Raw genomic sequence first — 12,493 nt, forward strand, 5'->3', positions numbered from 1 at the left:
TGACCGCGGTAGCGAACAGATCATCGCCGCACACATGAATTTAGCTCAAGGGCATACGCGGGGCCGCGAACCAGAGTGTTCGGGCCGCCGGTACTGGAGAAAGAAAGCATGAGCAACTGGTTAGTAGACAAACTGATCCCTTCGATCATGCGTTCCGAGGTGAAGAAAAGCTCGGTGCCTGAAGGTCTGTGGCACAAGTGCCCGTCCTGCGAGGCGGTGCTGTATCGTCCGGAGCTGGAAAAGACCCTGGACGTCTGCCCCAAGTGCAACCACCACATGCGTATCGGCGCTCGCGCCCGTATCGACATTTTCCTCGACGCTGAAGGCCGTGCCGAACTGGGCGCCGACCTGGAGCCGGTAGACCGTCTGAAATTCCGCGACGGCAAGAAGTACAAGGATCGCCTGACCGCGGCCCAGAAGCAGACCGGTGAAAAGGACGCGCTGATTTCCATGAGCGGTACCCTGCTGGGGATGCCGGTGGTGGTATCAGCGTTCGAGTTCTCCTTCATGGGCGGCTCCATGGGCGCCATCGTTGGCGAGCGTTTTGTGCGTGCTGCCAACTACGCGTTGGAAAAGCGTTGCCCGATGGTCTGCTTCTCCGCTTCCGGCGGTGCGCGGATGCAGGAAGCGCTGATCTCCCTGATGCAGATGGCCAAGACCTCCGCGGTGCTGGCGCGTCTGCGTGAAGAAGGCCTGCCATTCATTTCCGTGTTGACCGACCCGGTCTACGGTGGCGTTTCCGCCAGCCTGGCGATGCTGGGTGACGTGATTGTCGCCGAACCCAAGGCCCTGGTCGGTTTCGCCGGTCCTCGCGTGATCGAGCAGACCGTGCGTGAAAAACTGCCGGAAGGTTTCCAGCGCAGCGAGTTCCTGCTGGAGCATGGCGCTATCGACATGATTATCCCGCGCCAGGAGCTGCGTCCGCGCCTGGGCAACCTGCTGGCTCAACTGATGGGCTTGCCGACGCCTGAGTTCGTGGCCGCGCCTGTCGAGGCGATCGTGGTGCCACCGGTGCCTGCAAACATATGACCGAGCGTACCCTTGGCGACTGGCTTGCCTACCTTGAGCAGTTGCATCCGTCAGCCATCGACATGGGGCTGGAGCGCTCGCAAGAAGTAGCGTCCCGCATGGGGTTGGGCAGGCTGGCGCCTCGGGTCATCACGGTGACCGGTACCAACGGCAAGGGTTCTACCTGTGCGTTCGTGGCGTCCTTGCTGCGAGCCCAGGGGCTGAAGGTCGGTGTCTACAATTCTCCCCATCTGTTGCGCTACAGCGAGCGCGTGCAGGTCGATGGCGTCGAAGCCAGCGATGCCGAGCTGTGCGAGGCCTTTGTCGCGGTCGAAGCCGGACGCGGTGAAATTTCCCTGACCTATTTCGAGATGGGTACTCTGGCGGCCTTCTGGCTGTTCCAGCGTGCCGGTCTCGATGCCGTGGTGCTGGAAGTCGGCCTGGGTGGGCGCCTGGATGCGGTCAACCTGGTGGATGCGGATCTGGCGCTGGTCACCAGTATCGGCGTCGACCATGCCGATTACCTGGGGGACACCCGTGAATCCGTGGCCTTCGAGAAGGCCGGGATTTTCCGCCAGGGCGCGCCTGCGCTCTGCGGTGACCTGAATCCCCCTCAGCCCCTGCTGGATAAGGCGCGTGAATTGAACTGCCCGTTCTTCCTGCGCGGTCGTGATTTCGACCTGGGGATCACCGAGGCGAACTGGCAGTGGCGGGGCCTCGATGCGCGGGGCAATGCTGTCGAGCTGCGCGACTTGCCGCTGCTCGATCTGCCCATGGAGAACGCCGCGCTGGCCTTGCAGGCCTATTTGTTGCTGGGGCTGCCTTGGCAGGCCGAACGCATCGCCGAAGCCTTGCAGCAGACGCGAGTGGTCGGGCGCCTGGATCGCCGTCAGTTCGAATGGCAGGGCAAGCGCCTGAACCTGTTGCTGGATGTCGGGCACAACCCCCATGCCGCGGAGTATCTGGCCGAGCGCCTGATGCGCCGACCAGTGGCGGGCAAGCGCCTGGCGGTATTCGGCCTGTTGGCGGACAAGGACCTGGAGGGCGTGGTTGCCCGCCTGGATGCCTGTGTCGAGCATTGGGCGGTGGCGCCGCTGGATTCTGCCCGTGCGCGTCCCGTTGCGGACTTGCAGGCGGCACTGCAGAACCTTGGGGCTTCGGTAGCGTCTTATGAAAGTGTCGCCGCAGCCTTGGAAGGGCAGTGTGCGCAGGCTACGGGCGAAGACGAGATTCTGCTGTTCGGATCTTTTTATTGTGTTGCCGAGGCGCTCGAGTGGCTCGCTCGGCGCTCCACGGAGGAAGCTGCACATGGCTATGCTGGATAACGTCTACAAGCAGCGAATGGTTGGGGCCTTGGTTCTGGTGGCGTTGGCGGTGATTTTCCTGCCGATGCTGTTTTCCCGCGAAGATGAGCAGCGGCATATCAATGTCGAGGCGCCAGCAGTGCCTCAGGCGCCTGCTGTAACCCAGGTGCAAGTCGAGCCAGTGGTGGTGCCAGAGCCGCAGGCGCTGCCACAGGAGCCGGTACCCAGCGATGAAGAAGTGGCCCAGCAGGCCGCGCCTTCGATGCCGATTGCGCCAAGCGCTCCGGTTGCTCCGGCTCCAGTCCCGGTGGCACCGCCAGTCGCCGCGAGCAAGCCCGTGACTCCACCTCCGGCGCCAGCCCCCAAGCCGGCTCCGGCCCAGCCGATTGCCGCAGCGCCAGCCAAGCCCGATGCGACCCCAAGCCGTGTCGATGCAAACGGCCTGTCGGTCAGTTGGTCGGTGCAACTGGCCAGCCTGTCCAGTCGGGAAAGCGCCGAGAACCTGCAGAAAACCCTGCGCAGCCAGGGGTACAACGCTTATATCCGTTCCGCCGATGGCAAGAACCGGGTATTCGTCGGTCCATTGATCGAGCGGGCCGAGGCAGACCGCCTGCGCGATTTGCTGAGCCGTCAGCAGAACCTCAAGGGTTTTGTCGTGCGCTTCCAGCCTGAGCGCGGTTAAGGCTATCGCCTTGATTTGCAAAGCACAGTGAATCGCAGCTTACCGACGGCCATGCGCTCTGTTAAAATGCGCCGCCTTATCCGTCTGTAGGCTGCACTGTGCCATTTACCTGGGTTGACTGGGCGATCGTTGCAATCATCGCCATCTCCGCTTTGATCAGTTTGAGCCGCGGCTTCGTCAAAGAAGCGCTGTCGCTGCTTACCTGGATCGTCGCAGGAGTCGTTGCCTGGATGTTTGGTGGCTCTCTGTCCGAATACCTCAGCGGATACATCGAGACTCCCTCGGCTCGCGTGATCGCGGGCTGTGCCATCATGTTTGTCGCCACTTTAATCGTGGGCGCAATGATCAATTATCTTATCGGCGAATTGGTTCGCGTCACCGGGCTATCCGGGACCGATCGATTCCTCGGCATGGCCTTCGGCGCGGCGCGTGGCGCATTGCTGGTGGTCGTGGCCGTCGGGCTGTTGAGCCTGGGGCCGGTACAACAGGATTCCTGGTGGCAGCAGTCGCGACTGGTGCCACAATTTCTATTGGTTGCAGACTGGTCAAAAAACCTCATATTGGGGTGGAGCAGTCAGTGGCTGGCCAGCGGTATCAGCGTACCCGCTGAAATACCGTTCAAGGAACAACTCTTACCGGCCAAAACGCCTCAGTAAGATGTGTTCAGTTCAGTTTCATTAAGTAGGGGTTGCGTCGCATGTGTGGCATCGTCGGTATCGTCGGTAAGTCGAACGTCAATCAGGCGCTGTATGACGCGCTAACCGTCCTCCAGCACCGCGGCCAGGACGCTGCCGGTATCGTGACCAGCCATGATGGCCGGTTATTCCTGCGCAAGGACAACGGCCTGGTCCGTGACGTTTTCCATCAACGGCACATGCAGCGCCTGGTCGGTCACATGGGGATCGGCCATGTGCGGTATCCGACCGCTGGCAGCTCGACTTCGGCCGAAGCTCAACCGTTTTACGTCAACTCGCCTTACGGCATCACACTGGCGCATAACGGTAACCTGACCAATGTTGAACAGCTGGCCAAGGAGATCTACGAGTCTGACTTGCGCCACGTCAACACCAATTCCGATTCGGAAGTCCTGCTCAACGTCTTCGCTCACGAGCTGGCCCAGCGCGGCAAGCTGCAACCGACCGAAGAAGACGTATTCGCCGCCGTGACCGACGTGCACAACCGTTGCGTTGGCGGTTATGCGGTAGTCGCCATGGTCACCGGTTATGGCATCGTTGGCTTCCGCGACCCTCACGGTATTCGCCCGATCGTTTTCGGTCAGCGTCACACCGACGAAGGCGTCGAATACATGATCGCCTCTGAAAGCGTGTCCCTGGATGTGCTGGGCTTCACTCTGATTCGCGACCTGGCGCCGGGCGAAGCGGTCTACATCACTGAAGACGGCAAGCTGCACACCCGTCAGTGCGCGACCAATCCGAAACTGACTCCGTGCATTTTCGAACATGTCTACCTGGCGCGTCCGGACTCGATCATCGACGGTGTGTCGGTGTACAAGGCGCGCCTGCGCATGGGCGAGAAGCTGGCCGAGAAGATCCTGCGCGAGCGTCCGGATCACGATATCGATGTGGTCATCCCGATTCCGGATACCAGCCGTACCGCGGCGTTGGAGCTGGCGAACCACTTGGGCGTCAAGTTCCGCGAAGGCTTCGTGAAGAACCGCTACATCGGCCGGACCTTCATCATGCCGGGCCAGGCCGCGCGGAAAAAATCCGTGCGCCAGAAACTCAATGCCATCGAGCTGGAGTTCCGCGGCAAGAACGTGATGCTGGTGGATGACTCGATCGTTCGCGGTACCACCTGCAAGCAGATCATCCAGATGGCCCGTGAAGCCGGCGCGAAGAACGTCTACTTCTGCTCCGCGGCGCCTGCCGTGCGTTTCCCGAACGTGTACGGCATCGATATGCCGAGCGCGCATGAGCTGATCGCACACAATCGTTCGACTCAGGATGTGGCTGATCTGATCGGCGCCGACTGGCTGATCTACCAGGATCTGCCTGATCTGATCGAGGCGGTCGGTGGCGGCAAGATCAAGATCGAGAACTTCGACTGCGCGGTGTTCGACGGCAAGTATGTCACTGGTGACGTCGACGAGGCCTACCTGAACAAGATCGAAAACGCACGTAACGATGCCTCCAAGGCCAAGACCCAGGCGGTCAGTGCGATCATCGATCTGTACAACAACTGATCTAGAGCATTAGAAGACATAAGGAGTAGGCGGCATGAGTCAGGATTGGGATGCCGGTCGGCTGGACAGCGACCTTGATGGCGTAGCTTTCGACACCCTGGCCGTGCGCGCCGGCCAACACCGTACCCCGGAAGGGGAGCACGGTGATCCGATGTTCTTCACCTCCAGCTACGTGTTCCGCACGGCCGCCGATGCGGCCGCGCGGTTCGCCGGCGAGGTGCCGGGCAATGTCTATTCCCGCTACACCAACCCGACCGTGCGGGCGTTCGAAGAGCGTATCGCCGCCCTGGAAGGCGCCGAGCAGGCTGTGGCCACGGCCACCGGCATGGCGGCGATTCTCTCGGTGGTCATGAGTTTGTGCAGCGCGGGCGACCATGTATTGGTTTCGCGCAGTGTGTTTGGCTCGACCATCAGTCTGTTCGAAAAGTATTTCAAGCGCTTCGGTATCGAGGTCGATTACGTGCCCCTGGCGGACCTGTCCGGCTGGGATGCGGCGATCAAGGCCAATACCAAGTTGCTGTTCGTTGAATCGCCGTCCAACCCGCTCGCCGAGCTGGTGGATATCGCTGCATTGTCCGAAATCGCTCACGCCAAGGGCGCAATGCTGGTGGTCGACAACTGTTTCTGTACTCCGGCGTTGCAGCAGCCGCTGAAGCTGGGCGCGGACGTGGTGGTGCACTCGGCGACCAAGTTCATCGATGGCCAGGGTCGTTGCATGGGCGGTGTGGTGGCTGGCCGCAGCGAACAGATGAAAGAAGTGGTGGGTTTCCTGCGTACCGCGGGACCGACCCTGAGTCCGTTCAACGCCTGGATCTTCCTCAAGGGCCTCGAAACCCTCAACCTGCGGATGCGCGCCCATTGTGCCAATGCCCAGGCCCTGGCCGAATGGCTGGAGCAGCAGGACGGTATCGAGAAGGTGCACTACGCCGGTCTGCCAAGCCATCCGCAATACGAACTGGCCAAGCGTCAGCAACGTGGTTTCGGCGCGGTGGTGAGCTTTGAGGTCAAGGGCGGCAAGGACGGGGCCTGGCGTTTTATCGACGCTACTCGCCTGATTTCCATTACCGCCAACCTGGGCGATAGCAAGACCACCATCACTCATCCGAGCACCACCTCTCACGGCCGTCTGGCACCGCAAGAACGTGAAGCGGCGGGCATTCGTGACAGCCTGATTCGTATCGCTGTCGGCCTTGAGGATGTGGTGGACCTGCAAGCCGACCTGGCGCGCGGGTTGGCAGCCTTGTGATCGAGTTGTCCGAACAGCAGAGCGTTGCCAACGGCCGCGTCGCGCTGGTGACTGGCGCGGCACGCGGTATCGGCCTGGGCATCGCTGCCTGGCTGATCAGCGAAGGCTGGCAGGTGGTGCTGACCGATCTGGATCGTGTACGCGGCTCCCAGGTGGCCAAGGTCCTGGGTGATAGTGCATGGTTCATTGGCATGGATGTGGCGGATGAAGCGCAGGTCGCCCTGGGGGTCGCCGAAGTGCTGGGGCAGTTCGGGCGCCTCGATGCGCTGGTGTGTAACGCAGCAGTCGCTGACCCGCGCAACATCACCCTGGAAAGCCTCGATCTGGCTTACTGGAATCGGGTGCTGGCGGTGAACCTCAGCGGTCCGATGCTCCTGGCCAAGCACTGTGCGCCATATCTGCGCGCTCATGGCGGAGCCATCGTCAACCTGGCATCTACCCGTGCCCGGCAATCGGAACCGGACACTGAAGCCTATGCGGCGAGCAAGGGCGGTCTGCTGGCCTTGACCCATGCATTGGCCATGAGCCTGGGGCCGGAGATCCGGGTCAATGCGGTCAGCCCCGGCTGGATCGACGCTCGGGACCCGGCGGCGCGTCGGGCCGAGCCTCTGAGCGATGCCGATCATGCCCAGCATCCGGCGGGCAGGGTAGGGACGGTCGAGGATGTGGCGGCGATGGTGGCGTGGCTGTTGTCGAAGAACTCCGGTTTTGTCACTGGTCAGGAGTTCGTGGTCGACGGTGGTATGAGCAAAAAAATGATTTATCGCGATTGATGGCGTGTGGAGGGCGCAACGAGCACGGCTTTAGGTCGTCGATGTTGTTGATTCCTTTTTCAGGCGTTGTCGTGATTTTGTCTTTTTCAGAAAAACTTCAAGCAGGGTATTGACTTAGCATCGGTATCTGCGTAAATTTCGCGGCCTCAACGAAGCAAAGGGTGATTAGCTCAGCTGGGAGAGCATCTGCCTTACAAGCAGAGGGTCGGCGGTTCGATCCCGTCATCACCCACCACTTCTTGAGTGCCTTTCGAAAGAAAGGCGGAGGCTTCCACGGAAGCATCCAACCGACGCGCAGCGGTAGTTCAGTCGGTTAGAATACCGGCCTGTCACGCCGGGGGTCGCGGGTTCGAGTCCCGTCCGCTGCGCCATATTTTCCAGATCAGGTGTTCCTGCTCTGAGATTGAAAAGCCTAGAAGTTTTTCAATCAGACGATTTAAACGGTTCACATGGGCGAAAGTCCAAGCGATACGCAGCGGTAGTTCAGTCGGTTAGAATACCGGCCTGTCACGCCGGGGGTCGCGGGTTCGAGTCCCGTCCGCTGCGCCATATCTACTTGAAGGAACACTGAACGCCTTCAAGTGACGAAGACGCTGCAAGCTCTTCGGATCGATAGCAAAGACCCTGGTCGAAAGACCGGGGTTTTTTGTTTTCGGAATCCGGCTTTTTCGATGCTGCTCAGGCAGTCGATATTGCCTTTCTGTAAATAAAAAACCGCCTTATGGGCGGTTTTTTATTTGCAGAGGAGCAGGTTATCAGAACCCCAGCTTGTCCCGCAGGCTGTAATACCAGGCGCCCATTGCAGTAAATGGGGTGCGCAACAGCTGGCCGCCAGGGAAGGGGTAGTGCGGCAGCTCGGCAAAGGCGTCAAAACGCTCTGCCTGGCCGCGCAGGGCCTCTGCCAGTACCTTGCCGGCCAGGTGGGTATAGGTGACGCCATGGCCGCTGCAGCCCTGGGAGTAATAGATGTTGTCCCCCAGGCGTCCGACTTGCGGCAGGCGCGACAGGGTCAGCAGAAAGTTGCCGGTCCAGGCGTAGTCGATCTTCACATCCTTGAGTTGCGGGAAGGCCTTGAGCATCTTCGGTCGGATGATGGCTTCGATATTCGCCGGGTCGCGAGCGCCATACACCACGCCGCCGCCGAAGATAAGGCGCTTGTCGGCGGAAAGACGGTAGTAATCCAGCAGATAGTTGCAGTCCTCGACGCAGTAGTTCTGAGGGAGAAGACTTTTTGCCAGCTTATCGTCCAGCGGCTCGGTGGTGATGACCTGGGTGCCGCACGGCATCGATTTGGCGGCCAGTTCCGGCACCAGGTTGCCCAGGTAGGCGTTGCCCGCGACTATGACAAACTTGGCCCTGACCTTGCCTTGTGGGGTATGTATCACCGGATTGGCACCGCGTTCGATGCGCACTGCTGGGGATTGCTCGTAGATAACACCGCCCAGGGATTCCACGGCTGCCGCTTCACCCAGTGCCAGATTGAGTGGGTGGATATGCCCGCCGCTCATGTCGAGCATGCCGCCCTGGTACAGGTCACAAGCGACGACTTCGCGAATGCGGCGCTGATCCAGCAATTCCAGCTGGGTGTGGCCGTAGCGCTCCCATAGGCGCTTCTGCGACTCCAGGTGACCCATCTGCTTGCTGGTGATGGCGGCGAACACTCCGCCATCTTTCAGGTCGCACTGGATTTGATACTTGGCGACCCGCTCACGGATGATCCTGCCGCCTTCGAAGGCCATCTGGCCAAGCAGTTGAGCTTGCTTGGGGCCAACACTGCGTTCAATCACATCAATGTCGCGGCTATAGCTATTGACGATCTGTCCACCGTTACGCCCGGAAGCGCCGAAGCCAACCTTGGCCGCTTCCAGGACGGTGACTTTAAAGCCATTCTCAAGCAGGAACAGGGCGCTGGAAAGGCCGGTGTAGCCGGCACCGATCACGCAGACATCGGTTTCCACATCATCTTGCAGCAGCGGGCGGGCTGGAGCAGCGTTGGCTGACGCCGCGTAATACGACTGTGGGTAAGGTGTGTTCGCCATCCTGCAACCTCTGTTTAATATTCTTGACGATTGCGTGGATCCTACCTGAGTTGAAAAACGCCTACCAGCCATCGAAAAATCTTCTTGGCAGGCTCAAAAAATAAAAATTCGCATATTCAGAGGGTTAGCTGCAAAAAAGGTGTTGACACCCCTCCGGAATTCCGTAGAATGCCGCCTCACAGCAGGCACGTAGCTCAGTTGGTTAGAGCACCACCTTGACATGGTGGGGGTCGTTGGTTCGAGTCCAATCGCGCCTACCAAACAAAATCCGCTCTGCTGGGCGGTCTGGAAGGGCCCACCGAAAGGTGGGCCCTTTTTTGTTGTCCGCGGTTTTCAAAACCTTTGCAAAGCCGCCACTCAAAAGGCCAAGTCGGCACCTGCCTCCAGGTACACGATCTCCTTTTTCGGCGTGCCCTTCCTGATAGTGTTCTTTCAAGGTCCACCGATGACTTCAAGCTGGCGATCTTCGCGGCGTTGGAGGCTGGCCTGGTCCAGGTGGATAGCACGCTTTAGTCTGGGGGGTCGTTGCGACTGCACTTTGTAACTGACCACCAAGAGCGGGCGCTTCGATGTAGAGACTGCTGGTCTTAAGAGAAAAATCTAATATTTTAGGAATCGTCCTACATTCTAAAGTTGTTCTAGTTGATAGAACCTTCCTTCTGATATTCACGAAGGAATGGAACGTGTCTAGATTGTTGGGTTGGATGTTGCTGTGTTCGCAGCTATTTACATTCGTGCATGCCGCGCCTGTTAGTAATTACCTCAATATCCCTGACTGGCCGGGTGATCAGGAATCATGTCCTTCGCCGCGAGATATCAAGGGCATGATGGGCATTTTTAGCGCGCCAGCTAAAAGTGAGGGTGCTGAATGGGTGGGTGTGCTGGTTGACGGTGCCATGGAAGCTGTTACCAACTTCGAGAAAAGCTATTTTGTATTGACTCACCAAGGTGTCGATAAAGTTGGTTTTATAAATAGCTGTATCTATGTAACCTCCGGTGGCCGATATTTGAATATGCATCTTGATCTCGGCGGTCATTACAAACAGGTCATGTGGATTGGAAACTCATTGTCATGGAAAGAGTCTCGAGACTTCTCCTCATCAACAATCCTGGAATGCACGGATACCTATAGAGATGCATGCAGTTTTTATTTGAAGTGAATGTGTCCGTCTGTATGGATGGGTTTTCTTCCAGGCTATGCCGTTGTCTTTTTGGCATCCTTAATGCTTATGCATTTCATGACATTTTTGTGACACTTTTAAGTCGGTTTTCGGTCTGTATGCACGTTCCCTGCGCAATACGGGCAGGATGTGGTCGGGTAGGGTGCAGGTATGAAGAGTAGAGCGACGGTGATTTGTGCGCATGGAGGGCAAATTCTTTTTGTCCGCAAGGATCGTGCAAAATGGTCTTTACCGGGCGGCAAGGTCGAGCCTGGGGAGTCTCTCGCTGCTGCCGCGATACGTGAGCTGCGTGAGGAGACAGGGCTGGATGCCAGTGAGCCTCTTTACATCCTGGAGTTCGACGCCGGCAATGTACGGCATCACGTATTCGAGGTTGCCGTGACCAATGCCGAGGATGCCCGGCCCTTGAATGAAATTGCGGCCATCGCTTGGCATGCCTATGGGGCTGCCCGTGAGCTGGATGCAACGGCCGCCACCAAGAGTATTGTGAGCTCGTTTTTACGCCGCCTTTAACCGAGGTGTTATCGATTCATGAAGAAGCCCGCCTTGCGCGGGTTTTTGTTTTTCCGGCCAGTGCGCGAAATGGTCTGCGAGCGGTTTTCTCGCAGCCGAGTGCCAATGGCTTGGCATGTGAGTGATACAGTCGCGTTTTTACGGCGAGGTAGCGTGATGCGGGTGTTGATGGCGGTAATGGTCGTGGCGTTGCTGGCGGGATGTGCCGGCTCGGCGATGAATGAGGCGCGTTCGAAGAGCCCCTACAAGGTGCTCTCGTCGGCCAAGGCGGAGCAAATCGTGGCGCAGTGTGTGCAGTTTGCCTGGCAGGACGAAGCTGTGTTCGGTGTGGATGCGTCGGCCTATCTGGAGTCTGCCAAGGTGGGTGGATACACGGTCTATACCCGTTCGGCGGAGTCCTTTGCCGATATTCGGGGGCAGGCTTCGGGTACCACCGTCAATTATTACGCGGTCCAGGACAACTGGGTCGCCAAGCGTAGACTGGCCGCATTGGCGACTTGCCTGTAATTCCTTTTTAAACGTTATCCAGTAAACAGATCATGAACCCGGCTCTTGCCGGGTTTATGGTTTATTGAAGATTTCCATTGTTTTTATTGAAGGGTTGGTTAACAAGAGGCTAGTTGAATACTCATTTATTGGCTTGTGTAAGTTATTTGCCTTTCTTTCTGTAGGTTTGCGCTGTAATTATTCGTTGATGTCCCGGCTTTGTTGAGGTGCAACAATTTGCTCGGCACTTTGTATGCGGAGATCAGTAGACAAAACACTGATTTGGACTAGTTTAAAGTTCTCCTCAAGAAGGAGATTCATTTAATCAAAGGAGTGAAAAATAATGAATAAGCCATTAGTTCAACCGAAACACGGGCGTGTCGTATCCCCCTCCAGCCGTGGTGCTGTCGCCGTCGAGCTGGGGCTGCTCGGCACCTGGCAGGTCAATGAGATGGAAGGCGGTAAAAATTTCCCGGCCCTGGTGGGCGGACCTTTTCAGAAACCATACGAGAGCGACGTCGCCAGCGTTGTGCCACCGGCTGATGGGTATATCCTCAGCGGCGGCAAGACCGACGAGCGTGACTGTCTCAACTTCACCAATGAAGAAATGTCGAGGAAGCTTGGGCGTTCGTTCTCCTGGCCGTTGCTCAACGTCAATCCGGGGCAGGTGTTTCAGGTCAAGTGGGAGTACACCGCTCCTCATGTGACCCGCGGTTACAGCTGGTTCATCACCAAAGATGGCTGGGACACGAGACAGCGTATCAGCCGTGCGCAACTGGAGCCGCAGGCTTTCTTCAAGGACTTCTACACACAAGTTCCGTATGACCAGCACGGCGATGAAATGAAGGCCAAGGTCGAACATCAAGTGACACTGCCCAAGAACAAGAAAGGCCACCATGTGATTGTTCTGGCGTGGATTGTCGCCAACACTGGCAATGCGTTCTATCAGGCGTTCGACGTCGACTTCAAATAGTCGACTTTGAATAACAGCAGAAGTTGTCATTTTCTTTAAATGGTTCTGAAGGATTAGAACGTGAACAAGATCAACTTTGCAGCGG

General features: G+C 58.2%; 12 protein-coding genes and 4 tRNA genes. 15 read left to right on the plus strand and 1 reads right to left on the minus strand.

Annotation, left to right across the window (positions count from 1 at the left end; all coding sequences use genetic code 11):
- The first annotated feature begins 108 nt into the window (after nucleotides 1-108).
- From accD to J4E58_RS01850, 10 genes are all read left to right on the plus strand, one after another.
- A complete protein-coding gene (accD, locus tag J4E58_RS01805) occupies nucleotides 109-1,029 on the plus strand; it encodes an acetyl-CoA carboxylase, carboxyltransferase subunit beta (protein WP_007921980.1) in 921 nt (306 codons plus the stop codon).
- Nucleotides 1,026-2,333 carry a bifunctional tetrahydrofolate synthase/dihydrofolate synthase gene (gene folC, locus J4E58_RS01810; protein ID WP_087088524.1) on the plus strand — a complete coding sequence of 436 codons (1,308 nt, stop codon included), beginning with the start codon at nucleotides 1,026-1,028 and terminating at the stop codon, nucleotides 2,331-2,333. Before accD ends, folC begins: the two co-directional genes overlap by 4 nt.
- Nucleotides 2,317-2,994: an SPOR domain-containing protein gene (locus J4E58_RS01815; protein WP_087088522.1), complete on the plus strand. Its 678-nt coding sequence runs from the start codon at nucleotides 2,317-2,319 to the stop codon at nucleotides 2,992-2,994. The genes folC and J4E58_RS01815 overlap by 17 nt, the downstream gene beginning before the upstream one ends.
- A gap of 98 nt (nucleotides 2,995-3,092) precedes the next feature.
- Nucleotides 3,093-3,650, plus strand: a complete 558-nt coding sequence (locus J4E58_RS01820; RefSeq protein ID WP_007921975.1) for a CvpA family protein — start codon at nucleotides 3,093-3,095, stop codon at nucleotides 3,648-3,650.
- Nucleotides 3,651-3,691: 41 nt separating this feature from the next.
- On the plus strand, nucleotides 3,692-5,197 hold the full coding sequence (gene purF / locus J4E58_RS01825; RefSeq protein ID WP_007921973.1) for an amidophosphoribosyltransferase: 1,506 nt from the start codon (nucleotides 3,692-3,694) through the stop codon (nucleotides 5,195-5,197).
- Between the two features lie 34 nt (nucleotides 5,198-5,231).
- Nucleotides 5,232-6,443 carry an O-succinylhomoserine sulfhydrylase gene (locus tag J4E58_RS01830; RefSeq protein WP_007921971.1) on the plus strand — a complete coding sequence of 404 codons (1,212 nt, stop codon included), beginning with the start codon at nucleotides 5,232-5,234 and terminating at the stop codon, nucleotides 6,441-6,443.
- A 5-nt stretch (nucleotides 6,444-6,448) separates the two neighbouring features.
- The gene (locus tag J4E58_RS01835) at nucleotides 6,449-7,216 is read left to right on the plus strand and encodes an SDR family oxidoreductase (RefSeq protein ID WP_219734949.1); all 768 of its coding nucleotides are present in this window, start codon (nucleotides 6,449-6,451) and stop codon (nucleotides 7,214-7,216) included.
- Between the two features lie 159 nt (nucleotides 7,217-7,375).
- Nucleotides 7,376-7,451, plus strand: a tRNA-Val gene (locus tag J4E58_RS01840).
- 59 nt (nucleotides 7,452-7,510) lie between these two features.
- Nucleotides 7,511-7,587: transfer RNA gene (locus tag J4E58_RS01845), tRNA-Asp, on the plus strand.
- A 101-nt stretch (nucleotides 7,588-7,688) separates the two neighbouring features.
- Nucleotides 7,689-7,765 (plus strand) — tRNA-Asp (locus J4E58_RS01850).
- 206 nt (nucleotides 7,766-7,971) lie between these two features.
- Here J4E58_RS01850 and J4E58_RS01855 read toward each other — a convergent pair.
- The gene (locus tag J4E58_RS01855) at nucleotides 7,972-9,255 is read right to left on the minus strand and encodes an FAD-binding oxidoreductase (RefSeq protein WP_087088517.1); all 1,284 of its coding nucleotides are present in this window, start codon (nucleotides 9,253-9,255) and stop codon (nucleotides 7,972-7,974) included.
- Between the two features lie 183 nt (nucleotides 9,256-9,438).
- On the opposite strand from J4E58_RS01855, the gene J4E58_RS01860 reads away from it, so the two are divergent.
- The 5 genes from J4E58_RS01860 (at nucleotide 9,439) to J4E58_RS01880 (ending at nucleotide 12,408) form a co-directional block, all read left to right on the plus strand.
- Nucleotides 9,439-9,515: transfer RNA gene (locus tag J4E58_RS01860), tRNA-Val, on the plus strand.
- 423 nt (nucleotides 9,516-9,938) lie between these two features.
- The gene (locus tag J4E58_RS01865) at nucleotides 9,939-10,415 is read left to right on the plus strand and encodes a DUF3757 domain-containing protein (protein WP_172962978.1); all 477 of its coding nucleotides are present in this window, start codon (nucleotides 9,939-9,941) and stop codon (nucleotides 10,413-10,415) included.
- A gap of 171 nt (nucleotides 10,416-10,586) precedes the next feature.
- Nucleotides 10,587-10,949, plus strand: coding sequence for an NUDIX hydrolase (locus tag J4E58_RS01870; RefSeq protein WP_087088512.1), 363 nt, complete (start codon nucleotides 10,587-10,589; stop codon nucleotides 10,947-10,949).
- Nucleotides 10,950-11,105: 156 nt separating this feature from the next.
- Entirely contained in the window at nucleotides 11,106-11,456 is a 351-nt protein-coding gene (locus J4E58_RS01875; protein WP_007920558.1) for a hypothetical protein, read from the plus strand.
- A gap of 322 nt (nucleotides 11,457-11,778) precedes the next feature.
- Nucleotides 11,779-12,408 (plus strand): lytic polysaccharide monooxygenase auxiliary activity family 9 protein, encoded by a 630-nt coding sequence (locus J4E58_RS01880; RefSeq protein WP_087088510.1) that lies wholly within the window; start codon nucleotides 11,779-11,781, stop codon nucleotides 12,406-12,408.
- Nucleotides 12,409-12,493: the final 85 nt, after the last annotated feature.

The organism is Pseudomonas sp. FW305-25 (assembly GCF_017351415.1).
Taxonomy (GTDB): Bacteria; Pseudomonadota; Gammaproteobacteria; order Pseudomonadales; family Pseudomonadaceae; genus Aquipseudomonas; species Aquipseudomonas chlororaphis.